Annotated in this window: 21 protein-coding genes; 7 read left to right on the forward strand and 14 right to left on the reverse strand. The window is 32.3% G+C overall.

Annotated elements, in window-relative coordinates; all coding sequences use genetic code 11:
- Positions 1–192: 192 nt before the first annotated feature.
- The 9 genes from CD032_RS06165 to CD032_RS06205 all read right to left on the reverse strand — a co-directional run bounded on the left by CD032_RS06165 (position 193) and on the right by CD032_RS06205 (position 13632).
- Complete coding sequence (locus CD032_RS06165; protein ID WP_019469044.1) at positions 193–582, reverse strand: YisL family protein; 390 nt, start codon at positions 580–582, stop codon at positions 193–195.
- Positions 583–812: 230 nt separating this feature from the next.
- Entirely contained in the window at positions 813–1718 is a 906-nt protein-coding gene (locus CD032_RS06170) for a fumarylacetoacetate hydrolase family protein (protein ID WP_019469640.1), read from the reverse strand.
- A 120-nt stretch (positions 1719–1838) separates the two neighbouring features.
- The gene (locus CD032_RS06175) at positions 1839–2978 is read right to left on the reverse strand and encodes a DUF418 domain-containing protein (protein ID WP_040030155.1); all 1140 of its coding nucleotides are present in this window, start codon (positions 2976–2978) and stop codon (positions 1839–1841) included.
- A gap of 25 nt (positions 2979–3003) precedes the next feature.
- Entirely contained in the window at positions 3004–6675 is a 3672-nt protein-coding gene (gene addA / locus CD032_RS06180; protein ID WP_040030156.1) for a helicase-exonuclease AddAB subunit AddA, read from the reverse strand.
- Positions 6672–10136, reverse strand: a complete 3465-nt coding sequence (gene addB, locus CD032_RS06185; RefSeq protein ID WP_019469643.1) for a helicase-exonuclease AddAB subunit AddB — start codon at positions 10134–10136, stop codon at positions 6672–6674. The genes addA and addB overlap by 4 nt, the downstream gene beginning before the upstream one ends.
- A gap of 234 nt (positions 10137–10370) precedes the next feature.
- Positions 10371–10943: a signal peptidase I gene (lepB, locus tag CD032_RS06190; RefSeq protein ID WP_064264172.1), complete on the reverse strand. Its 573-nt coding sequence runs from the start codon at positions 10941–10943 to the stop codon at positions 10371–10373.
- Between the two features lie 18 nt (positions 10944–10961).
- Positions 10962–11480, reverse strand: coding sequence for a signal peptidase I (gene lepB, locus CD032_RS06195; RefSeq protein WP_019469645.1), 519 nt, complete (start codon positions 11478–11480; stop codon positions 10962–10964).
- 4 nt (positions 11481–11484) lie between these two features.
- The gene (locus CD032_RS06200) at positions 11485–12060 is read right to left on the reverse strand and encodes a TVP38/TMEM64 family protein (RefSeq protein ID WP_103211269.1); all 576 of its coding nucleotides are present in this window, start codon (positions 12058–12060) and stop codon (positions 11485–11487) included.
- A 240-nt stretch (positions 12061–12300) separates the two neighbouring features.
- The gene (locus tag CD032_RS06205) at positions 12301–13632 is read right to left on the reverse strand and encodes a glucose-6-phosphate isomerase (RefSeq protein ID WP_040030158.1); all 1332 of its coding nucleotides are present in this window, start codon (positions 13630–13632) and stop codon (positions 12301–12303) included.
- A gap of 352 nt (positions 13633–13984) precedes the next feature.
- Here CD032_RS06205 and CD032_RS06210 point away from each other — a divergent pair, with 352 nt between their 5' ends.
- From CD032_RS06210 to CD032_RS06235, 6 genes are all read left to right on the forward strand, one after another.
- Entirely contained in the window at positions 13985–15187 is a 1203-nt protein-coding gene (locus tag CD032_RS06210) for an argininosuccinate synthase (RefSeq protein ID WP_019469648.1), read from the forward strand.
- Positions 15180–16562 carry an argininosuccinate lyase gene (gene argH, locus CD032_RS06215; RefSeq protein WP_103211270.1) on the forward strand — a complete coding sequence of 461 codons (1383 nt, stop codon included), beginning with the start codon at positions 15180–15182 and terminating at the stop codon, positions 16560–16562. Before CD032_RS06210 ends, argH begins: the two co-directional genes overlap by 8 nt.
- A 415-nt stretch (positions 16563–16977) precedes the next feature.
- On the forward strand, positions 16978–17292 hold the full coding sequence (locus CD032_RS06220; protein ID WP_019469650.1) for an ArsR/SmtB family transcription factor: 315 nt from the start codon (positions 16978–16980) through the stop codon (positions 17290–17292).
- A gap of 2 nt (positions 17293–17294) precedes the next feature.
- Positions 17295–18584 (forward strand): arsenite efflux transporter membrane subunit ArsB, encoded by a 1290-nt coding sequence (gene arsB, locus CD032_RS06225; RefSeq protein ID WP_103211271.1) that lies wholly within the window; start codon positions 17295–17297, stop codon positions 18582–18584.
- Between the two features lie 17 nt (positions 18585–18601).
- A complete protein-coding gene (gene arsC / locus CD032_RS06230; RefSeq protein ID WP_019469651.1) occupies positions 18602–18997 on the forward strand; it encodes an arsenate reductase (thioredoxin) in 396 nt (131 codons plus the stop codon).
- 292 nt (positions 18998–19289) lie between these two features.
- Positions 19290–20276, forward strand: coding sequence for a glycerophosphodiester phosphodiesterase (locus CD032_RS06235; protein ID WP_040030162.1), 987 nt, complete (start codon positions 19290–19292; stop codon positions 20274–20276).
- Positions 20277–20339: 63 nt separating this feature from the next.
- Here CD032_RS06235 and CD032_RS06240 read toward each other — a convergent pair whose 3' ends face one another.
- The 5 genes from CD032_RS06240 to CD032_RS06260 form a co-directional block, all read right to left on the reverse strand.
- On the reverse strand, positions 20340–21584 hold the full coding sequence (locus CD032_RS06240; RefSeq protein WP_103211272.1) for a Glu/Leu/Phe/Val family dehydrogenase: 1245 nt from the start codon (positions 21582–21584) through the stop codon (positions 20340–20342).
- Positions 21585–21691: 107 nt separating this feature from the next.
- Complete coding sequence (locus CD032_RS06245; RefSeq protein WP_019469654.1) at positions 21692–22882, reverse strand: ornithine--oxo-acid transaminase; 1191 nt, start codon at positions 22880–22882, stop codon at positions 21692–21694.
- Between the two features lie 564 nt (positions 22883–23446).
- Positions 23447–24580 carry an NADH-dependent flavin oxidoreductase gene (locus CD032_RS06250; RefSeq protein ID WP_019469655.1) on the reverse strand — a complete coding sequence of 378 codons (1134 nt, stop codon included), beginning with the start codon at positions 24578–24580 and terminating at the stop codon, positions 23447–23449.
- A gap of 179 nt (positions 24581–24759) precedes the next feature.
- Positions 24760–25161, reverse strand: a complete 402-nt coding sequence (ygs, locus tag CD032_RS06255) for a S1 domain-containing post-transcriptional regulator Ygs (protein ID WP_019469656.1) — start codon at positions 25159–25161, stop codon at positions 24760–24762.
- Positions 25162–25590: 429 nt separating this feature from the next.
- A complete protein-coding gene (locus CD032_RS06260; RefSeq protein ID WP_019469657.1) occupies positions 25591–26187 on the reverse strand; it encodes a peptidylprolyl isomerase in 597 nt (198 codons plus the stop codon).
- 67 nt (positions 26188–26254) lie between these two features.
- Between CD032_RS06260 and kapB the strand changes: the two genes are divergently transcribed.
- Positions 26255–26635, forward strand: coding sequence for a sporulation phosphorelay system protein KapB (gene kapB, locus CD032_RS06265; protein WP_019469658.1), 381 nt, complete (start codon positions 26255–26257; stop codon positions 26633–26635).
- The last annotated feature ends 87 nt before the right edge of the window (positions 26636–26722 follow it).

Below are 26722 nucleotides of genomic sequence, written 5' to 3' on the forward strand. Positions count from 1 at the left end.
TGTTCAATTATATATATTATAGTATTTTCAGTTTAATGTTGGCAGTGGTTTGGGCCGACGCCTGCGAGAAGCGCACTAGCCGAAGACTACAGGCTAAGGCAGTTCCCGCGGAAAGCGTGCACAAAAAAACTGCCAACAAAGTCGGAGACTTTGTCGACAGTCTGAACGGAGACATTAAATTGTCTCCGTTTTTTACATACCAAACATTTGTGTGATTGGTCCTTGCGGTAAAATAACACCAATAATCATAGTAATTATAATTAATGCAATCGTGCCCCACATCATACCGTTGCTTGATTGTCCTTTTTTGCGTTTTGTAACTGTAACTTCCATTAACGCTACTACAGCAACACCACATATCATCTTCAATGTTAATAACATGTGTCCGCCTGAATTTCCATCACCAAATGCTTGAATCCAGATCCAAAATCCTGAAATTAAGACTAAAACCATGAATAATCTTAATAGCATATGAATTGGTTTAAAATAAGGTGTTGCGCCTTGTTTTTCTGAGAAATTAAAATAAGCTGCGAAAAACAAGATAATTAATAATACCCAACTTGCAATATGCATATGTAACATATATGATACCCCCACACTATTTTTACTTTTTATAAAAAATATAAATACATAATTACTTTTAATTACAAAACTAAAAGCGTACTTCTCTAATCATACTGAAAAAGTATATGTTTTTCAAAAAAAGTTCTGCACTTCACATTTTATCTTTAATTTCAATTTAAAGCAATATCATTACTTTGTTTCAAAAAAATTAGGCTAACTTTATAATCATTAGCCTAATTGGTTTATTTTTATTTTTCTGATATGAAATTTGTTAAAGTACCAATATTATCAATCGTTACTTTTACCTCATCACCTGGCTGTAAGAACTTAGGAGGGGTCATACCTGCACCCACACCAGCTGGTGTACCAGTAGCAATGATATCACCAGGATGTAATGCTACATACTTTGAAATCTCTTCAATCAATTCATCGATTTTAAGAATCATTTCCCCTGTATTACCATCTTGACGAATTTCATTATTTACTTTAGTTACAATATTTACATCTTCAGGTGTTGGTAATTCATCTTTTGTTACAATATATGGACCAACTGGGCAACCACCAGTTAAACTTTTAGATAAGAATGCTTGGTCCTGTTCGTTTTGAGCTTTACGGTCAGTAATGTCATTAATGATTGTATAGCCATATACATAGTCAAGTGCTAAAGCTTTTGGAATTTTTTCACCTGATTTGCCTATAACAATACCTAGCTCACCTTCATAATCTAACTGATCTGTAATATCTTTATGGTTTGGTATTACACTATTATCACCCGTTAACGATGAAGCTGCCTTTGTGAAGACGTATAAACGTTGTACCTCATGATTCAATTCACTTGCGTGATCTTGATAGTTACGTCCAAAAGCAATCACATTATTTGTTGGCGTTACTGGAGGTAAAAACTCAATATCTGTAAATGCAACTTTATATTCTTCAGCTCTGCCGCTATCTTCTGCCGCTACGACTGCTTTACGTACTTGTTCTTGGAAATCTAATATTTGGTTTTGTTGAAGACCATTCAATAATGTCTTAGGATGAAAGTCTCCTTCCGCAAAATCTGCAAAGACTTTTTTCAAGTCCCAAGCAGCTTCTTCTCTTTTAACTTTCACACCATAAGATGTCTGTTCATTATGTCTGAATGATAAAAATTTCATTCAATATCAGCTCCTCATCTATATCTTATTACATATTATAACTATATTTAGTAATAAATCACAAATAAATACCCATTATTTTCAAAAAATTCAATAAACACTGTCTTAGATATCACATCATTATTTTAAATAAGTCACTTTACGCCACAACCACTCAATAGGTCCATATCTATAAAATTTCAGATACATATAACAGAAAATAAGTTGCAAACTATATACAATAAACACGATAATATAAGATTCGTAAAGTGGCAGCTTATTATAAAAACCTAAGCCTGCAAAAATAAATGTAAAAATAAAACTTTGCATTAGGTATACTGTTAAACTTAATTTTCCTGGATACTTAAAAACACGCACTATTTTAGAAAACCGGTTAAATTGACAACAATAGATAAACAATAATATGTAACCAAATGCTACAATTGGACCACCAATCATAGCGCTAATAATAGCAAAAGCTTGATTTCCATAATCAATTACATATGGCATTTTAAAAGCATATCCTACAACTAACATAACAGATACATATAAAATATGACGATAACGACTTTGATTAGATTGTACTTTTTTAATCAAGTTGTATTTTTGTGCTGCCATTCCTAAGAACACATACGGTAAAAATTCAAAATATGCAGAAAAAGTTACTGTATCTATAATATTATAAATATTTTCAGCAGCATTTATTTTTAAATAGTTAAAATATTCACCACTTTGCTTAAAGTTGACGACTTCAGAAACAGTATATCCGCTTATGTTAATAGTACTGTATGGATCATCGAAGAGTGTCACTAAAAAAGTAGGTAAAATCAACATCAATACTTTTATTACAAACAAAACAATACCTATTTTTAAAAGTTGCTTCGCATTTTTTTTAATAAATAATACTGCAATCATCCCAGTAAATGCATAGCTGAATAAAATATCACCTGAAAAAAGTAAAAAACCGTGTAATGCACCTAATATTAATAAAATTATTAATCTCCTATAAATAAAAGGATAGTATTTCATTGATCTTTTTAGACTATGCTTATACATTATGGCTAAACCATAACCAAATAAAAAAGTGAAAATGGGATAAAAAGAACTAATCACAAAAAGTGTAACGCCTCTTAATAAACTTTCATCTATGCCCTTCACTAAATCAGGGAGAAATGATTCTTCATATGGCATACTAAAAGTCAAAATATTCATCAATACAATGCCTAACAAACTGAATCCACGTAAAGCATCTAATTCAAATATTCTCTGCTGTGTCGACACTGTTTAGCACTCCTTTATCAAAACATTATTTTATCGACTTATCATCTATTGAAAGCTGACCAAATTTAAAGAAATATAGATAGCCTTTAACAGATTTACCAAGGATGGTCTGTAAGGTGTTTCTATAATATTCCATTTGTATTTTATAACGGGTGCGTAATTGATTTCCGACTTCTTCATCTGACATATGCAAACGTCTATTAAAAGCATCTGTTTTATAATCAACAAAGTAATATTGGTCATCTTTAATAAAAATTAAATCAATCATCCCTTGAATAATTGATGCATCAGTTTCTCCATCTTGCAACTGGTCTACCTTTGCTTGATTAACAACGAAAGGTAATTCACGATAAATATAATCACTTTGCGCTATCGTAAGATACAAATCGCTTTCAACAAAATTATGAATATCTTGAAATTGAATATCAGCTTTTGCGTCTTTAGGAATGATAGATTTAACAATTAACTGGTCAACAAATGCTTCAATTTCTTCTGAAGTTAACCTTTCTTGTTTAAATGGCAAATGCTGCATGACTGTATGCATCAATGTCCCAACTTCATTTGCTTTTCTTTTAGTTTGATGACTTAAAAATGCAGGTCTTTCGTATGCAGTCGTACCAATACGATACTGTCGAACTCTATCATAATTTGTATCCGCTTGTTCCGTTTCTAATTGTCGTTTCAATTCAGAAACAGACTGTTTTGAAGGTTTTTCCTTAGCTTCCTGATACGGATAGACGTATGTTAATTGTTGATGTATTTGTGTTTTTAAGGTGTCATTGCCACTATTCATATTCTCAATGTCACTAACAGTACGCTGTTCACTATCTGAAATAACTTGTTCTGAAGCAACATCTTCATAAAACTCTGTAGTCAATTTCACATAAGGTTTCATCGTAGCATCAATATCATCTATCGATTGCTCGAATCGCATTTCACTTGGTAATGACGATGATTGATATTTTGCTAGTATTGGATATATCATATCAATCGGTCTTTGGGCTGTAATTCGATAACTTACTGGTAAATGTGTTTCCGAGACAGAAACCTGCTCAAGTTGTGTTAATTCTTTCTCATCTTTAACACGACCAATCAAAAATAATTGTTCTTTAGCACGCGTCAATGCCACATAAATCAATCTCATCTCTTCTGAAACCATTTCTTTTTCTGCGATTGCTTTCAAAGTGACTGAAGATAATGAGGGATACGCTAAATTTGACTCAACATCGTAATACGTCATACCAAGTCCATAATTTTGGTTTAAGATGACAGGTTTGTGTAAATCGTCTCTTCTAAATTTACGTGATAAGCCAGAGTAAATAACAAATGGAAACTCTAACCCTTTACTACTATGAATTGTCATCATTCGTACTACATCATCATTAGGACCTATAATATTTTCTTCACCGAAATCTTTTCCTCGATCCATAAGTTCATCAATAAACCGAATAAATTGATATAAGCCGCGAAAACTAGAATTTTCAAATTCTACTGCTTTATTAAACAATCCATATAAATTCGCACGTCGCCCTTTTCCACCAATAAGTCCACTGAAATATTGAATAACATAATGATCATTGTAAAATTTATCAATAAGTTGATATACAGGATGATTTTGACTGTAGTCTTGATACATAGCTATATCATTTAAAAACAATTTTAATTTTTTGACTAGTTTTTTATTGGCAACATCATTATCCATATAATGTTGTATAGATTGGTAAAAATAATCATCATGAGGACTAAACACTCTAATGTTCGATAATTCATCTTCTGTAAATTGATAAATAACTGAACGCATTAACCCTACTAAATAAATATCTTGTAGCGGGTTGTCAATTGTTCTTAAAAAGGACAATATCAATTGTACTTCTGTTTGTTCAAAATACCCTTCCTTACTATTCACATGAAACGGAATATTATGATCTTTAAATGCTTGTTGTATTTTTCGCGCTTGCCCATATGACCTTTCTAATATAACGATATCTTTGTAATTAGGCTTTCGATATTGTTGTGTTTTAATATCATAGATTTCATGATTATTCATTATTTTTTCAACTTGTTGCACAATGTATTCTGCTTCTTGTTCAGAACCATTTAACTCAGAAGATGCATCTTCTACTAACATATTTAAATTTACATCATGTGGCTTGTTGTCAAAGGGAGCTCCATAATATAACTGTGCTGCATCATCATAGTTAATCTCACCTACAGATTCATCCATCATATGTTTAAATACGTAATTAGTCGTTGTTAACACTTCTAATCTTGAACGGAAATTTTGAGATAAATCTATACGTAAACCATAAGATGAACCTTCTATAGTAAAACGATTATATTTTTCGATAAACAAACTAGGATCTGCTTGTCTAAATTTATAAATCGACTGTTTTACGTCCCCTACCATAAATAAGTTGCCATCATGTTCTGCACCACGTTTAATACAAGACAAAATCTTTTCTTGTACTCTGTTTGTGTCCTGATATTCATCTACTAATATTTCTTCGAACTGTTCACGATAAGTTTGTGCAATGATTGAAGGTGAACCATCATCATTTGTTAAAATTTTCAAAGCAAAATGTTCATAATCTGAGAAATCTAAAATATTTCGACTGCGTTTTTTTTGATTAAAAAATGTTATGACATCTTTGGTAATAAGACCAAGATAAGCTACTCTAGGCGCTAAACGTTGCATATCTGCTTTTAGATTTTCTGAAGATCTTGAAAAATAATCATTTTTAACTTTTGATACTAATTTTTTATAATTATCATAATATGCTTTACCATCATCATAAGCATCTATCATCATTTCATTCGCTTCTTTAATCTTTTTATCTTTTCGAGGGAATGTTTTTTCAAATTCGTGTTGCACGATTGCTTCATGATTGATATAGCCATTTTCCATAGCTTTACTTAAAAATTGTTGTTCTTTTTCGATAACTGCAATTTGTTTATCAACTTGCTCCAGCATCATAAATAAATCATAACTTTTATTTAATGACTCTAACGCTGATTCCATAAATATCATAGCCAACTCATTTAGTAATTTTAATAATGCTTCTTGTTGTGCTTCATCTTTATATGGTGTTGAAAGATGGCTTAACCAATTCAAAGGATCGGGATTAGCAACACTAAAGAAATACATTTTTTTTACAATATCTCTAAGTTGCTCGTCATTTCTATCTGAAGACAATTGTTCAGTCAAATCAACAAAATGAGGATTTAATATATCGTAATGTTGTTCTAAAACTTCATCAATGGTTTGTTCAAGTAGCAAAATATTTTCCGCTTCACCACTTGTTTTAAAGTTTGGATCAATGTCTAATACATCGTAATGTTGCTGAATTAACTTTAAACAAAAACTGTGAAGTGTAGAAATTTGAGCTTGATGAATTTTAATGCGTTGATTCTTTAGATGTGTATTATCAGGTGATTCAATAAACGCTTCTTGAATACGTTGGTCTACACGTTGCTTCATCTCTCTTGCACTTGCATTAGTAAATGTTACAACTAATAAACGATCTACGTCGATTTCATCTCTAAGAATGCGTTGAATGATACGTTCAACTAAGACCGCTGTTTTACCAGAGCCTGCAGCTGCTGCTACAAGTATATCTTGATCTTTTGCAAAGATACTTTTCCACTGATTATCGGTCCACCTTGTATCAGCTGGTTTCACAGGAATCTCACTTATCATTCTTCTTCCTCACTTTCTAATTCCATATTTTGTATCGCTTCAATTGGGTTAATTGTTTCATCTACAGTTCTATAGCGTTTACTATCAATCATGCCATCAACATGACAGACTGGTTTATAGCTACAGAAATCACATGGCAGTGTTTGATTATACTTCATGGGTGCTACTTCTGTATGTCCATCCATAATATTAGATGCTGTTTCTATAAAATTTTGTTTATTATGCTGAATTAATTTGTAAATAGTTTTTTCGTCCGCAACTTTACTATTAGATTTAATACCACCGTCTTTTTTTAAACCTAAAGGTACAATATCTGAATTATAGCTTGGTTCTATTCGCGTATCAAAAGCGTCTAATACTGCTTCATCACTATTCAATAAGCCACTTAGTTTAAAAGATTGAATAAATTCTAAATCTCTTTTCGTCTCATTTAATTCATTCCAAGCAAGTTTAATACGTGGTTCATGAACATGAAAATACAATAACCCACCTGGTTTAGTCATATTCGTTAGTCCGAGTCTAGATTTATTTTGTAATACAATATCCATATAGGTCATCATTTGCATTTGCATACCATAATAGACTTTTGTTAAATCTAAGGTCCCACTATATTTTGATGATTTATAATCAATAATATTTACAAAACTTTCATCTCCATGGTTATACGTATCTATCCGGTCAATTTGTCCCCGAATATTGATAGGAACCCCTTGTGTTGTTTGTAAAGGCTGAGCATATAGCTCTTGATTGTCCCTTGGTTTTTTTCTGAAACTAGCTTCAAAACGTTGCGGCATAAATTTACTGTAACTACCTTGATATTTTAACGCGGTTAAAGTTGTTTCTACTATTGAACCTATGCGCTGTGACAAATAGCGGTAATAAGCTGTTGAATTTAATAAATTAAATTGTATCTCTGGGAGAATTTCAGATAATGCGTCACTCGTTAATTTTTGAATTTGCTTTACGTTTAAATTTTTGAAGTCACCATTAATTTTTTCAGAAATAAATTTTAATACTTGATGGAATATATCACCTAAATCAAAGTTTTCTAGTTTATATTTTGTACGTTCATTAAGTCGTAAACCATGTGAAGCAAAGTGTTTGAATGGGCATGATTGATACCCTTCAAAACGTGATACGCTGGCATTAATGGTCGTACCATATAAATCTTTTGATAGTGCCTCACTTAATTGTACTGTCTTATTATCGTAAGTGAGAGATGATAATAAATAATTAAGGCCCGCATTTAATTTCTCATCATCTCTCATAACTTGATATGTATCTAACCATGTATCTGCGACAACTTCTTCATCAAGCCACGCTTTGAGCGATTCAAATAATGCAATTTTTGTTTGATGTGGATGTTCCATTAACGTTAGTGGATTTGCTTGATGTTGACGATGGATGTTTTGTACTTCAAGATTTGTAAACAGTTGTTGAATTTGACTTAAAAATGGACTCGCTTCTTTTTCATCTCCACTTGCGCCCATTAATGAATACGAGAATGTCACTTCTGAACGCCCTCTCGTCATAGCAATATAGCAAACAAATGCTTCATCCATTTGTAATATATCTGATGTTGGACTTAATTCAATCTCAGATTGTTCTTCGAAATATTTTTTCTCTTCATCTGTAATTAAGCCTGAAGCACTAACAGTCTGCGGTAAAATACCGTCATTTACACCAACTAAATACACATGCTGCTTATTATCAACTTTTGCTAGGTCCATGGTACCAACGCTAACTTGATCAAGTGTTTGAGGAATCATTACAAATTCCAATTGATCCAAACCAATATCTAATAGCTCTAAAAATCTACTTTTTGTTAAATCTTGAGTTCCAAATACTGTAACTAAATCATCTAATGTTTGAATAAAACCATGCCATATTTGATCAATTTCTTCTGCTTTACGGTGTTCGCCTTCAGCATCTAACGTATCACGTTCTGTCATTAACTGGCTGGGTAAATCAAATGATTCGATTGCTTCATAAAATGCCGTTGCAAAATCAACAGCTGTTGTTGCATTCGCCATTTGATTTTCAAAGCGCATAATTTTATCTATCACATCTACTTTTAATTGGATGACCCTCTCAAATGTTTCACGTTCTTCATCTGTTAAAGGTTGCCGTTTTAAACCCATTTTTCTAAATTGTTCAATTTGGAAATATTTATCATCTATCCAACGTTTGCCATAAATACCACGTTCTAATACAAAATTTTCTAAAATATCAATTAAGTATTGGCTGTCTTTAAATTTTTTAGTTAAAATATTTGTTTTAAACAAACGCATGAGTGGTTCAAAGTTCCAATTTGTCTGAAGTACTTCAATTAATGAACGGAACATTTCCATTATAGGATGATGCGTCATTGATGACTTGACGTCAATGTTATACGGGATGTCATATTGAGGTAAAATAGATTCCATTAAATATGCATATGACTCATCTCTATATAAAATAGCAATATCTTGAAACCGTCTACCCAATTCACGATTTTCTTTTAGAATGCGTCTTGCAATTTCATTTATTTCTTCTCGCATCACTGATGATTCTATAATAGAGATGTGTCCATTTGACGCAATTGGTTCAAATTGCAATGCATTAAAGTTTTGTTCTAAATGTGTTAAATCATCGTGAATGAATCTTTGCTGTTGATAAAATTGCTTGATATTTAAATCAATATTTAATTCATTTGCGATATCTTGCATATGTGTTAAAGATTCTGACGGCTTTCTAAATAAACTAAAAATATCTTTATCTCCATCAGTAGTTAAAGCAACTGTAACTTTTTTAGTATTTTGAACTAATGACCGAATGATTTGATATTCGATTGTAGAAAAGTTATGAAATCCATCAATGTAAATCTCGGCACGTTGCAACCATTCAGACTGATTCATCACTTCAATAAATCGTTGCAAACTATCCTCAGTAGAAATATATTCTCCACGAATTCTATCTTCTAAATGTTTATATATTAATGCAATGTCTTCTAATTTATGCTTAGTCCTCGTTTGTAAGTGGTTGGTTGCTATATAATCTTCAATATGTTGTGGTGAAACTGCATATTTCTTAAAATCTTGTATTTGTTCATATAATTTTTCACTGAAACCATAGTATTTCACTTGTGATTGATACAATTTTAACTGTGACTGATGTTGTTGAATAATGTCATAAATCATCATTTCAGTACCAACTTTGGATAACTGTTGTTCTGTTAATCCTCCAACTTCTTGAAAAACACGATGACTTAAGCGTTCAAAATGGAGCACTTCAGTTCTCAAACTGCCATATAATAATGGATCGTTTACGAAGGCTTGTTCTAGCTGAAAAGTGTTTTGGGTAGGTGCGATTAATATAATAGGATCCCCTAATGGATTTTGTTTCATTTTTGTTTTTATTTCTTCTATTACACTGTATGATTTACCAGTGCCAGCTCTCCCAATATAAGCATTGAATTCCATTGCATACAACAACTCCTTTGATTTATATTTTAACATATTAAGCATTGTACTTTGTTTATTAGTCTATGTGATTTACCTACACTTATGTTCATATATTAATTAAATATTGTATTGCTTTTATATTTAAAAAACATTCCATTTCTCAAACGGTTAATAAACTACAATTTGTACAATCGTTCTATATAAAAAAACCTGAGACATTTGGATGTCTCAGGATATATATGCATATATTATCTATTCATAACTGACATCTGGATTAAATCCAAATGTCATCTTATTAAGTGGCCAATATCTAAATGAAACTTTACCTACCACCTTATCTTCATCAATCAAACCAAATGAACGACTATCTTTACTCACTTCACGATTATCACCTAATACTAACAATTTCCCTTCTGGAATTTTGTTTTTACCATCAGCCTGATTGAAATCTTCTGTTTTATAAGTACCTGTAATATATTCACCTAGTTTATGTTTTTCATTGTAATCTAAATAAGGTTCATCAACTTTTTTACCATTAACATATAATTGATCTTTTTTATATTCAATGTTATCTCCAGATGTACCAATGATACGTTTTACATAATCTTGTTCTTTATTGGCATGGAATACAATGACATTTCCCTTTTCTAAATGTCCTAGTTTTTGACCAAACATATTTACAACTACACGTTCACCATCTTTTAAGGTTGGATCCATAGAATCCCCTTTGACTGTGTATGATTTTGCAACAAAATTTGTAATCAATAATACTAACGCTACTGCGACAACAATTGACACAATCCATTCTAGTATTTCTTTTTTCACTTTTTACACCTCGTCTATTTATTTAAAGTTTACTGTGAAGTTGCTTAAAGGGTAATACCTTAAACTTACATCACCAATAATGTCTTCTCGTCGAACAAAGCCTTCTGTTCTAGAATCATTTTTTATTTCACGATTATCATTCAGTACAAAGTATTCGTCTGGTGGAATAATATCTCCTTCAGAACCTTTAATATTTCTGAGGGACAAATCATCAATACTTGACTCAGTATACCTTTCATCTACTTGTCTGTCATCTCTATACAATTGATTGTTTTTAAAAGTTATAGATTGGCCGGGCTTTCCGATAATTCTACCAATATGTACATCGTCACCTTTGTGATACATGATGATATCGTTTAGCTTTAACATGTTAAAGGTTGTTTTGATTTTATTAACAATCACACGATCGTTCTGTTTCAACGTCGGCGTCATACTTTTATCTTGTATGACTGCTCCTGTAACAATAAAAGTCTGAATCAATATTACAATAATAATCGCAAATATTATAGAAATCAAATGTTTTACTACCTTACCCAAATTCTCACTCCTCTGGAGAATGCATAAAATATCGTTCAAGTTTTCTACCTATAAACCAAACGACAATAATAACAATAATAATGATAATCAACCTTAATGGCTCTGTAAATAGCGTCGTAATATCATTACCTAACCATCCAATTAAACCGATCATTATCAATTTCGAACTGAACAATACGACAAGATAAACGTGTGCTCTGATATGCGACAGGCTCACTACCAAGTTCACTAATGCACTTGGTGTAAACGGAAAACATAATAGAATAAAAATCGGGATAACCCCTTTTCTATCTATAAAATGTATTAATCTCTGCACTGAGGTACGTTGCTGTAATTTTTTCATATAACGTGTATGGTTCAATCTTCGAAAGCCTAAAAATACAAGATAGCTCCCTAAAACAGTACCCAACCATGCTAATAATGTGCCCATCCATAATCCGAATGCATTCACATTAACAATCACAAATACAATAATAGGTAGTATTGGGATAAAAGCTTCAATAAAAGGCAATAAAAACCCTACGATATAACCTAAACTGCCAAATAAATCAAACCAATACTGCACTTGTTCTTGAGTCATTTCATCAATCCCTACCATTATTGTTAGTCAACGATAATTATAAGTATATTATAGCGGTTTTAAAACAATTATGTATGCTTTTGTGCAAATATCAGTCTCAAGTACCAAAACAGTTAATGACATCTCACAGAAAAGATGATGTGCATGGATAAAATAAGGCACATACAAAAAAATGATTTCCGCCTAATTAGTGCGGAAATCATTTTGCCAGTCATTTTTTAGATTTATAAATAGCTAAAATTATAAACGCTTTTCTAATGCTTCTTTTTTATCTTCAAAACCTGGTTTACCTAATAACGCGAACATATTTTGTTTATATGCTTCTACGCCTGGTTGGTTAAACGGATTGACCCCAAGTTGGTAGCCGCTCATCGCACAAGCCATTTCAAAGAAATAAACAAGATAACCAAATGTTTCTTCATCAAGTTGAGGAACGTTAATTACTACATTCGGCACGCCTCCGTCAGTATGTGCTAATAAAGTACCTTCAAAGGCTTTAGTGTTTACTTCATCTATTGTTTTGCCTGCTAAATAATTTAATCCATCTAAGTTTTCACTATCTTCTTCTATAGTAATGTTATGTTTTGGTGTGTTTACTTTGACAACCGTTTCGAATAAGAAGCGGCGACCTTCTTGCACATATTGTCCAAGTGAGTGTAAATCAGTTGTATAGTTTGCACTGGATGGATAGATGCCTTTATAATCTTTACCTTCTGATTCACCAAATAATTGTTTCCACCACTCGTTGAAATATTGCATTGAAGGTTCATAGTTTATTAACATCTCAGTGTCATAGCCTTTTGCATATAAAATATTACGAATACTAGCATATTGATAAGCAATATTATCTTCTAGGTTTTCTGAAGAAAGTTCTTCTCTGGCTTTAGCAGCACCGTCCATCATAGCTTCAATATCAATACCAGCAACAGCTATTGGTAATAAACCTACTGCTGTTAAAACGGAGTAACGGCCACCAATATCATCAGGAACTACAAACGTTTCATAACCTTCATTTGTTGCTAATTGTTTTAAAGCACCTTTTTCTTTATCTGTAGTTGCAAAAATACGCTGTTTGGCCTCTTCTTTACCGTATTTATTTTCTAAGATTTGCTTAAATAGTCTAAATGAAACTGCTGGTTCTGTTGTAGTACCAGATTTAGAAATAACATTAACTGAAAAATCTTTACCGTCTAAATAATGAATTAACTCTTGCGTATATGTTGAAGATAAATGATTACCTACAAAGACAATTTCAGGATATTCATTACTATTTCTAAAAGCTGGTGTTAACATTTCAATTGCAGCACGTGCACCTAAATATGAACCACCAATACCAATCACTACAAATACATCTGAATTTTTTTTAACACGTTTAGAAGCTTCTAAAATACGTGAAAACTCTTCTCTATCATAATTAACAGGTAAATCAATCCAACCTAAGAAGTCACTACCAGCACCTGTTCCTTCATGAATTGTATTATGAATTGATTTAACAATATCTTTTTGTTGCTGTAATTCATGTTCGCCGAAAAATTCTAAAGTTTTACCATAATCTAATTGAATATGAGTCATCTAAATTGCCTCCAGTGTTTTTGATTTCATACATATTTTACTAAGTTTATTTTGACTATTCAAACAACTAGCCTACAAAACAAAATTTTTATAATTATTTTATCTTATTCATTTCTTATATAACAGATAGAATATCTAATAATATATTCATTAATATATACATCACTACAAGGCACATAAAATTTATAAACAACTACAAATCACCACATAAATGGATATTCGAATTGTGAGAAATTTCTACAATTTGCATAATTATGTATAAAAATGGTTTTATTTTCATAATTCTTCTGCTATACTTACTAATATCAAATTTATAAACAACATATTTAAAAATTCAATTGAGGTGTAATATATGAAGGAAAAAATAGTTTTAGCATATTCTGGCGGTTTAGATACAAGTGTGGCCGTAAAATGGTTGATAGATAAAGGCTATGATATCGTGGCTTGCTGTTTGGATGTAGGTGAAGGTAAGGACTTAGACCTAGTTCATCAAAAAGCTTTAGATATGGGAGCAATTGAATGTCATATTATTGATGCCACTGAAGAATTCAGTGAAGATTTTGTTTCATATGCAATCAAAGGCAATCTGATGTATGAAGGCACGTATCCATTAGTATCCGCATTATCAAGACCTTTAATTTCAAAAAAATTAGTTGAAATTGCTAGTAAAACAAATGCAGTAGGCATTGCACATGGTTGTACCGGCAAAGGTAATGACCAAGTTCGTTTTGAAGTTGCAATAAAAGCGTTAGACCCAGAGTTAAAAGTATTTGCACCAGTTAGAGAATGGGCCTGGAGCCGTGAAGAAGAAATTGATTATGCAATCAAACATAATATTCCAGTACCGATCCAACATGATTCTCCGTATTCTATTGATCAAAATCTATGGGGAAGAAGTAATGAATGTGGTATTTTAGAAGATCCATATGCCGCACCACCTAAAGATGCATTTGACTTAACAAATGAAATCGAAGATACACCTGACGAAGCTGATGAAATCGTACTTACGTTCAAACAAGGCCTACCTATCGCTTTAAATGGTAAATCTTATAAATTAAGTCAATTAATTTTAGATTTAAACAAATTAGCTGGTAAACATGGTATTGGGAGAATTGATCATGTAGAAAATAGACTCGTTGGTATTAAATCAAGAGAAGTTTACGAAACGCCTGCAGCAGAAGTCATAATGAAAGCACATAAAGCACTTGAAACGATTACTTTAACTAAAGATGTAGCACATTTTAAACCTGTTATTGAAAAACAATTTTCGGAACAAACATACAATGGGCTTTGGTTCTCTCCACTGACAGATAGCTTAAAAGCTTTTGTGGATAGTACACAAAAATTCGTTTCTGGTGATGTACGTATTAAATTATTTAAAGGCAGTGCTGTTGTAAACGGCAGAAAATCACCTCATACACTATATAACGAAAAATTAGCTACTTATACTAAGGAAGATGCATTTAATCAAGAATCTGCAGTCGGTTTTATTGATATCTTTGGTTTACCTACAAAAGTTAATTCTATGTTACATGGTGGTTACTTAGATGAGTAATAAAGCATGGGGAGGAAGATTTAGTGAGCAGCCCGAAGATTGGGTCGATGAATTTAATGCCTCCATTCACTTTGATAAAACACTCATTCAATATGATGTGCAAGGAAGTATTGCTCACGCTCAAATGTTAGCCAAACAAGATATCATAACTGATGAAGACTGTAAGCAAATAGTTAAAGGTTTAACATCAATTTTAAATGATTATGAACAAGGTAATTTAACGTTCGATGTTTCTTTAGAAGATATTCATCTCAACATCGAACATGAACTAATTAAACGTATCGGTGATGCAGGCGGTAGATTGCATACAGGACGTAGCAGAAATGATCAAGTCGCTACTGATATGCACTTATATACAAAAGATGAAGTTACTCAGATTATTGAGCTCGTCAATGATTTGCAACAAACCATCGTCAATATCGCAGAACAACATGTCAATACAATTATGCCAGGTTATACACATTTACAAAGAGCACAGCCTATTTCATTTGCACACCATATACTAACGTATTACTGGATGTTAGATAGAGATAAATCACGTTTTCAGGATAGTTTGAAGCGTATCGATATTTCCCCACTTGGTGCAGCTGCACTAAGCGGAACGACTTATCCAATCGATCGTCATGAAACGCAATCTTTATTGAATTTCAGCTCTGTTTATGAAAACAGTATAGATGCTGTAAGTGATAGAGATTATATTGTAGAAACATTGCATAACATATCATTAACAATGATACATTTATCGCGTTTTGCTGAAGAAATCATCTTTTGGTCATCAGCAGAAGCCAATTTTGTAACTTTATCAGATGCGTTTTCAACAGGCTCGTCAATCATGCCACAAAAGAAAAATCCTGACATGGCAGAGTTAATAAGAGGTAAAGTAGGACGTACCACAGGAAACCTAATGAGCATATTAATGACGCTCAAAGGTCTACCCTTAGCATATAACAAAGATATGCAAGAAGATAAAGAAGGCTTGTTTGATGCTGTTCACACGATAAAAGGTTCCTTGCGTATTTTTGCAGGTATGATAGATACAATGACTGTGAATGTCGACCGTCTGCATCAAACTGTTTATAATGATTTTTCAAATGCTACTGAACTGGCAGATTACATAGTCAATAAAGGAGTTCCTTTTAGAACAGCACATGAAATTGTAGGGAAAATCGTACTATGGTCAATTCAACATAATGTTTATTTATTAGATGTGCCATTGGAAGAATATCAAAATGCGCATTCAAGTATTGATTCTGATATTTATGATTTCTTAAAACCAGAAAATTGTGTTAGCCGTAGAATTAGTTATGGTTCTACTGGACAAACAGCTGTGGAGCACCAATTATCAGTCATAAAGCAACAACAGGATACAAATTAACAAACTTTAGAGTAGCATTTAGGACATAAATCCCAGAAAAACAGCACTCAGATGATTTAATTCAATTCATCTGAGTGCATTTTTTATTCAATACTTCGTAATGTTGGCTCGCTTTCTTAAGGAACAGCTTCAGTTTGTAGTCATTAGGTTGTCCTATTCCCTCAAGTGTCTCGCCAAAACACGTCACATTTGTCCAAAATTTTATGTCCCAGACCCGTATTCACACTATTCAAACCGCTTCGCTTTATTACACTTCATTTACTTTCTTCGATATACGATTGTATAAGTTTAATAAATTATTCAACATCACATATTTTTGAATAAAATCAATACTTTCTTTTATTATTTAGCTCAAAACTATATAGACGAATTTCTATATAGATGTTAATCTATTTAATGTTTAGGAGGTATACTTATGTCTTATAAAAGACTTTCAGCATTGCTTAAAGTTCTATCCGATTCAAGCAGATTAGAAATATTAGATTTACTTTCTTGTAGTGAATTATGTGCATGTGATTTGTTGGAACATTTTCAATTCTCACAACCTACACTAAGTCATCATATGAAGTCATTAGTAGATCACGAATTAGTAAATACACGCAAAAATGGCAACAAACGTATGTATCAACTTAATCATGCTATTTTAGATGATATCAATCAAAGTCTCAATATGATTAACACATCTAACCAACATTGCGTATGTAAAAATATGAAATCAGGTGAGTGTTAAACATGACCATTCTAGCAATTATAATTTTTCTTTTAACATTAACTTTTGTCATATGGCAACCTAAGGGATTAGATATTGGTATTATGGCTTTAGCTGGGGCTATTATAGCTATTATTACAGGTGTCGTTAGCTTTTCCGATGTAGTAGAAGTAACTGGCATTGTTTGGAATGCAACTTTAACTTTTGTAGCTGTGATTCTTATTTCATTAATATTAGATGAAATTGGATTTTTTGAATGGTCTGCGATACATATGGTCAAGGCTTCAAACGGTAACGGCTTAAAAATGTTTGTTTTCATCATGTTGTTAGGGTCCATAGTAGCAGCGTTTTTCGCCAACGATGGCGCAGCTTTAATCTTAACGCCTATCGTATTAGCGATGGTGAGAAATTTAGGATTTAATAAAAAAGTGATTTTCCCTTTTATTATCGCGAGTGGGTTTATTGCTGATACGACATCATTGCCCTTAATTGTAAGTAATTTAGTGAATATTGTTTCTGCTGATTACTTTGATATTGGCTTTATTGAATATTTTAGTCGTATGATAATACCTAATATATTCTCATTAATAGCTAGCATTCTCGTGTTGTGGCTCTATTTTAGAAAATCTATACCAAAAACATTTGATACTGAAAATCTTACAGCACCTAAAGATGCAATTAAAGATCCCAAATTATTCAAAATTTCATGGATTGTATTAGCCATATTGCTCGTTGGCTATCTTGTAAGTGAATTTATTCATATTCCTGTATCAATTATTGCTGGTATCATTGCTTTTATCTTTGTGCTCTTAGCTCGTAAATCTAAGGCAGTTCATACCAAGCAAGTGATTAAAGGCGCACCTTGGAACATTGTGCTATTTTCTATTGGTATGTATTTAGTAGTGTTTGGATTGAAAAACGTTGGTATCACCACAATTTTAGCAGATGTATTATCTAACGTTTCAAGTTATGGATTATTTGGCAGTGTCATGGGTATGGGCTTTATATCAGCCTTTTTATCATCAATTATGAACAATATGCCTACTGTATTAATAGATGCTATTGCTATTGGCCAATCCAATGTAATTGGAACGATGAAAGAAGGCATGATTTATGCGAATGTTATAGGGTCTGACTTAGGTCCTAAAATTACACCTATTGGTTCTTTAGCAACATTACTGTGGCTACATGTTTTAACACAAAAAGGTGTGAAAATTTCATGGGGAACATATTTTAGAACAGGTATTATCATTACCATTCCCGTACTATTTGTAACACTGCTAGGTTTATATCTTACACTTATCATATTTTAAGAAAAGAGGTATTTGTAATGGATAAGCAAATAATTTATTTTATATGTACAGGAAACTCGTGTCGTAGCCAAATGGCTGAGGGTTGGGGAAAGCATATATTAGGAAAAACGTGGCATGTCTATTCTGCGGGTATTGAAACACATGGTGTTAATCCTAAAGCTGTAGAAGCTATGAAAGAAGTAAATATTGATATTTCAAATCATACATCAGATTTAATAAATAGTGATATCTTAGAGCAAGCAGATTTGGTCGTAACATTATGTAGTGATGCAGATAAGAATTGTCCGATTTTACCGCCAAATGTTAAAAAAGAACATTGGGGATTTGATGATCCAGCTGGTAAATCGTGGTCAGAATTCCAACGTGTTAGAGATGAGATTAAATTAGCTATTGAAAATTTTAAAACAAGATAACACAATTAAATTATCAGTATAGTAGTTTTAACTACGAGTAAGCGTCAATTTCAATAGAAATTGACGTTTACTCGTTGATTGGGCGTCTTATATGAAGATATGAAACTAGTATGATATAGAAAATAATATTTTCTATTATATTTATACTCGAAATGTTTTAATTAGTTTAATATATTGTTATAAAAATATTAACTTTATAAAACTTAAATTTTAATCCTGTAAATGTTATTCTCAAACACACTTTTATTTTGTAGGGTTGATATGTAAATACATATCGAGGAGTGACCCATTCTTGCAAAATTTAAAAAAAGTACTATCCACGAGTATAGCAACGTTATCTTTAACTTTAATTGGAACGACATCTATAACATCTGCAAACGAAAGTAACAGCAATGTCAGTACACAACAACATGCCACCACACCATCAAACCAAAAGGATAATAACTCACATAATCCAAATAGAGCACAAAATCTAACGGGCGAGAAATATACAACGGTCGCGCATAGAGGTGCAAGTGGTTATGCGCCAGAACATACTTTTTATTCATATGATAAAAGTCACAATGCTATGGGTGCTTCTTATATCGAAATCGATCTTCAGATGACTAAAGATGGTCATCTCGTTGCCATGCATGATGAAACTGTAGATAGGACTACAAATGGTACTGGTAGAGTTGATTCATATACGCTAAAGGAATTAAAGCAATTAGATGCTGGAAGTAAATTTAATGCCGCAAATCCTCAGTATGCAAATTCAAATTATGTGGGTGCTGAAATTCCTACATTAGATGAAATATTAGAACGCTATGGTACTAATGCAAATTATTATATTGAAACGAAATCACCAGATGTTTATCCAGGTATGGAAGAAGCAGTATTAAAAACACTGAATAATCACAATATGCTTAATGAACAATCATTGAATCAAGGACATGTCTTATTACAATCATTTTCACCTGAAAGCTTAAATAAATTGCATCAATTAAATAGCAATGTCCCATTAATCAGATTATTAGATAAAGGTGAATTACGCTCATTAACCCAACAAGATTTTGACCAAATCCGTCAATACGCCATTGGTGTCGGCCCTGAATATACAGATTTAACAAAACAAAATGTTAAAAATCTTAAAAGAGCTGGTCTGCTCGTACATCCTTTCACCGTTAATAATGAAGCTGATATGCACCGCTTAAATCAATATGGAGTAGATGGTGTTTTCACAAATTACCCTGATTTATATAAACAAGTGATTCTAGATGATGAACAAAAAAATAAATAAAATAAAAAGAAGAAGTTCTTGAATTCAAGAACTTCTTCTTTTTCTACAAATTAAAATATTTAATTAAGCCCAACCACGATAACGTGCAGCTTCAGCAGTACGTTTAATACCCACAATATAAGCTGCTAAGCGCATATCAATTTTTCTATTTTGTGATAACTCATAAATTGTATCGAAGGCTGTGATTAGTTTTTCACGCAATTTTGTGTTTACTTCTTCTTCTGTCCAATAATAACCTTGATTATTTTGTACCCATTCGAAGTAAGAAACTGTTACGCCGCCTGCACTTGCTAACACATCAGGTACAAGCAATTTACCACGTTCAGTTAAAATACGTGTGCCAGCTGGTGTTGTTGGACCATTAGCCGCTTCAACAACAATATCAGCTTTAATTTCATTAGCATTGTCTTCTGTGATTTGATTAGCAATCGCTGCAGGTACAAGAATGTCACAATCAAGTTCAAACAATTCTTTATTAGAAATTGTTTCCTCGAATAGATTTGTTACAGTACCAAAGCTATCTCTTCTATCTAAAAGATAGTCAATATCAAGACCATCTGGGTCATGCAATGCACCGTAAGCATCTGAAATACCAACAATTTTTGCTCCCATATCATATAGGAATTTAGATAAGAAACTACCCGCGTTACCAAATCCTTGAATAACGATACGAGCACCTTTCAAATCTAGACCTCTTCTTTTAGCAGCTTGCTCTATTGCAATTACTACCCCTAGTGCTGTAGAGCGATCTCTGCCTTGTGATCCACCTAATACAATCGGTTTACCAGTAATAAACCCTGGTGAATTAAATTTATCTAATGAACTATACTCATCCATCATCCAAGCCATAATTTGTGAGTTAGTAAATACGTCTGGTGCTGGAATATCTTTTGTAGGTCCAACAAATTGAGATATCGCACGTACATAACCACGAGATAAACGTTCAACTTCATGTATACTCATTTGTCTAGGATCACAGATGATGCCGCCTTTACCGCCACCATATGGCAAGTCGACGATACCACATTTTAATGTCATCCACATAGATAACGCTTTAACTTCCTCGACGTCAACGTCTGGATGGAAACGCACCCCACCTTTTGTTGGTCCAACAGCATCATTATGTTGAGCACGATAACCTTTAAATGTTTGAACAGTACCATCATCCATACGTACAGGAATGCGTACTTCAAGGAATCTTAATGGTTCCTTTACTAAATCATACATCCCATCATCAAATCCCAATTTATGCAATGCTTCTTTAATAATTTGTTGCGTAGAAGTAACTAAATTATTATTCTCAATCATGATTCATTTCGCCTCTTTTTCGTTACTAATGATTTCGCTTTCACGATAATTGTAACATAAGATTTTGCTTTTTAAAGGGTTTTCAAAACTTAAGTTACAGAACATTTTTATTTAAAAACATTTCTTACTTTTTCCAATGCAAAGTCTAATTCTTCTTTGGAAATAATAAGAGGTGGTGCAAATCTAATTACTGTATCATGTGTTTCTTTACATAATAAACCTTCTTCTTTTAATTTTTCACAGTAAGGTCTGGCATTTTCATTTAATTCTATACCAATAAATAATCCACGACCACGTACTTCTTTAATTGCTGGGTGATTGATTTTTTCAAGCTCTGATTTAAAGTACTCACCTAATTCTAAAGAACGTCCTGCTAAATCTTCATCAACTAATACATCTAATGCTGCAATTGATACAGCACACGCTAATGGATTACCACCAAACGTTGATCCGTGAGAACCAGGCGTAAATACACCCAATACTTCTTCATCAGCTAATACAACTGATATTGGGAATACACCACCGCCTAGCGCTTTACCTAAAATATATACGTCTGGTTTTACATCATCCCAATCAGTAGCAAATAATTTTCCTGAACGTCCAAGTCCTGCTTGAATTTCATCAGCAATAAATAATACATTATGTTCATCACATAATTCTCTAATTTCTTTTAAATAACCTTCTGGTGGGACATTGATTCCTGCTTCTCCTTGAATAGGTTCAATTAAAATAGCAGCTGTATTTTCATTAATTGCTTCTTTAACAGCATCTATGTTACCAAAATCGACTTTGCGGAACCCATCTAATAATGGACCATAGCCTCGTTGGTATTCTGGTTCAGATGACAATGATACTGGCGCCATTGTTCGACCATGGAAGTTACCATTGAATGCAATAATTTCAGCTTGATCAGGTGCAATATTTTTCACATCATAAGCCCAACGTCGCGCAGCTTTCAATGCTGTCTCAACTGCTTCTGCACCTGTGTTCATAGGTAAGGCTTTGTCTTTACCAGCTAACTTACATATTTTTTCATACCATGCTCCTAAGTTATCACTATGAAATGCGCGTGATACTAAAGTCACTTTGTCAGCTTGATCTTTTAAAGCCTGAATAATTTTAGGATGTCTGTGGCCCTGGTTTACTGCAGAATAAGCAGATAGCATATCCATATATTTATTTCCTTCAGGATCTTTAACCCATACACCTTCAGCTTCTGAAATTACAATTGGAAGCGGCACATAATTGTGTGCACCATAATGATTTGTTAATTCAATGATTTCTTCAGATCTTGACATAATATCTCCCCTTTGTATGAAGTATATAATAATTTATTGGCAATACTCATTCATAGCATAACGTATTTATTCATTTACGAAAACTATTTTCCGAAAATACTATAAAATCGTAGATATAGAACTCAAATAGCCACTTTTAAATATCAAATTTAGAATATAGCTTTCAAAATGTAAGCCTTTACATTAATATAATGACACACTTCTGACTGTTTACACAAGCCAATTTTAATAAATTTATTAATTCTTCTTGATTAAAAACACTATCACAATATTCATACTAATTTTAGTGCCTACAATTTATAATATTTTATATAAAAATTGCTAATATCTCCGACATATATGTTATATCTTCCTAAAAAACGCCAGCACCAACAACCATTGACTATTTTTAATATAAAAGGTTACCTTAACGGTCATCAAAATTTTACACAAACAAAAAACGTCAATTTCTATATATATTCAATAGAAATTGACGTTGCTTCATAAGTAAAATATTTATACTTTACTTCAGTTTTGAAATTAAAGTGGTATTTAATATTATAAACATCTTCACATTCAAAGATTTTATTTATTGTCTGTTCTTGGTAATGGGTAAAAGCCTTTATTAAATTGTTCCCATAATTTTGGTGGCAGATGATGTTTATCTGCTCTTTGTGGGTCAAAGTGAGATAAAATTTCATCTTCTTTGCCATCTTTAATTTTACTTACAAAATTATGATCCAATAAGATTTCTCGTCCTAAAGCGACGAGTTCTACACCTGTTGACTCAATTGCTTCAATAGCCTGTTCAGCCGTAAAGATAGATCCTATACCTATTAATGGCATGCGTCCATTAATCCACTCTAAAATGAGTTTAATACGTTCTTGCCCTTTGTACTGGCCTTCACGTGTTTGAGAGTGAATATCCATTAATGAAACATGTAAGTAATCTAAAGGTTTTTCTATTAATTGCTCAATTAGTTCTTTTGTAATTTCCATGCTTATACCTGGAGATTCAGCTTCTTCTGGAGAAAATCTATATCCAACGATAAAATCTTTACTGCCATATTTTTTAACAGTTTCAGTTACTTCGTCTACTACACTTGTAGCAAATTTATAACGGTCTTCTCCCCATTCATCATTACGACGATTATAATATGGAGATACAAATTGATGGATTAAATAATGATTGGCACCGTGAATTTCAACACCATCAAAGCCAGCTTCAATGACTCTGCGCGTTGCTTCACCAAATGCTTTTATTGTTGATTCAATTTCATCATTAGTAATTTCACGTGCTTGATGGGCTTCTTGTTCACCAAAACTTTTTAATGATATAGGGCTAGGTGCCGCAACATCACCATCAGGCGTTAAATTAGGTAAAGATTGTGCACCGCCGTGATGTATTTGAACAACCGCTTTCGCACCATTTTTCTTCATAGCTTTTGCCAAACGTTTTAAGCCTTCTAAATTAGAATCATGCGCTACTGAAGGTTGCCCAGGAAAAGCTTTCCCTAAATCAGTAACATTGCTTGCTGCTGAAATTGCTAGACCAACATCTTTAGAACGTTGTTCCATATACACAATCTCTTCATTAGAAATTGTACCATCATCATTAGATGAAACGTGTGTTAATGGAGCTAGTACAAATCGATTATCTAAAACTACTTGATTTGGTAATTTTAATTTTTCAAATAACGGTTGAAATTTTTTGTCCATTAAATTAAATCCTCCTAATATACAATATACTTAAGTGTCATTGCATAATCACTTTAAGCGATTTTAATTCTAACTTTCCTGATTTTAAATATAAAATTATATGCTCACGCATATAGTTTTATATTAACCTACAAAATTTACCTTACAAATAAAAAACACTAACATCTTAAAATAAAATGTTAGTGTTTTTTAAAAGATGATCGCTCATCTTTTATCGCGTTTTTGGACTGTTTAATCCAAACCGGTAAGCGTTCTTTAATTGTTTGAAACCCATACTTTTCGGTTTCTTTAATTTCATCTAATACTGATTGCTTTTCTTTTTTACGTTCATAATTTTTAAAATAGTCGTTATCTTTTAAAGAAAGATTTAACTTTCCTTCTTTATCGATTGAAATGACTTTCGCTTTGACAATTTGCCCTTCCGATAAAAACTTTTTTAAATTATGGACGTAATCATCCATAATTTCAGAAATATGGATTAATCCTTCAGTATTGTCAGGGGTTTCTACAAAAGCGCCATACGGTTGAATACCAGTCACACGAACTTTGATATGTTGACCTACTTTATAGTGATTATTCAACGTGATAACCCCTTATTTCGTTTTACTTAACATGTTCATAATAGCATAAATCATTCAATGGTACTAATATTACCTAGAAAAATTTCACGATTTTTCAAAATTCAGCTATACAATAATTGTTCGAATTGGAGTTACGTCTCATTATACAAAGGCTTTTGAACAATTCTAAGAATGTAACTTGATTCAATACTTTCAAAATAAAAAATCTCAAGTGATTGTTCAGAAGATGATTTTATTTAATATGCATGCATCGCCATGTTCTTATAAAGACAACAAAAATATCATAATAATAGTTAAGAGACTGGAACAATTAATTTGTCCCAGTCTCTTAGACTTCTCTATATTTTTAATATGATCGATTAATGTTTCATTAAAATACAAAACGATAAAAGATTGTTTTACCCACTACCGTTCAAACTATGTTTCACATTATTTTTCAATAATATCTATCGAATCAATCGTGATATCATGTAAAGGTTTATCTTGTGGTCCTACCTTTGTTGCAGCAATATCTTCTAACGTAGATTCACCTTCTAATAATTGACCAAAAACAGTATGTTTTTGATCTAGCCAAGGTGTGCCACCCTTTTCACCATAAGCTTTCACAATTGGTTCCGGCCAACCACCATCTGCGAGTTGGCTAAGCATAGATTCTGGTACCTCCTTCATTTGAACAATAAAGAATTGTGAACCGTTAGTATTTGGACCAGAATTTGCCATTGATAATGCACCATATAAATTGAATGCTTCAAGTGAAAATTCATCTTCAAATGGACCTCCATAAATACTTTCACCACCCATACCAGTTGCAGTTGGGTCGCCTCCTTGTACCATGAAGTCATTGATGACACGATGGAAAGAAATACCATCATAGTAGCCATTTTTCGCATGTGTAACAAAGTTCTCTACTGTTTTAGGTGCGATATCAGGCAATAATTTGAAAGACATATCACCCTTATTCGTATGCATAACCATTTTTATTTCATTTTCGTTTACTTCTGAATTTAGCTGAGGATAGTTCGACATTTTTATTCTCCATTTCATGTTAAGATGATATATGTATTCTAACATAAAATGAGGGGTGTATTGAATTATGTTATATCGTTTTGCACATAAAACTGGAAGTTATGGTGTTTCTGTTATAGAAGAGGATGACAATCAAGTACTTGTTCAAATTGAACAGGTCATTAAACATCCAAAGCAAGGTGACTTACACCATCCAAACGAAACAAAAAACGTATTTTTTCATGAGCGCAAAGCTTTAAGTCAATTTGAAAAGCGTTATACGTCAAAATCCAAGCTTAGAACATTTAATGTAGAAGAACTGGATTATATACAATCTTTACAAATTGCAATTACAAACTTAGAAAATAAATTAAAAGAAGAAAATACTGAACATGCTAATTGCTCGCTTGCTAATTTAGCACAATTAAAAAAAGATTATTCAATTCAATATAAACAAAATTTTGAATAAAAATACCGTGTTTCTTCTTATTTAAAACAAACTTTAAATTAAAGCTCCACAAGGGTTAGCGTGGTTTTTCAGAATAGTCTTATTCAT

The sequence above is a fragment of the Staphylococcus cohnii subsp. cohnii genome (genome assembly GCF_002902365.1).
Lineage (GTDB): Bacteria > Bacillota > Bacilli > Staphylococcales > Staphylococcaceae > Staphylococcus > Staphylococcus cohnii.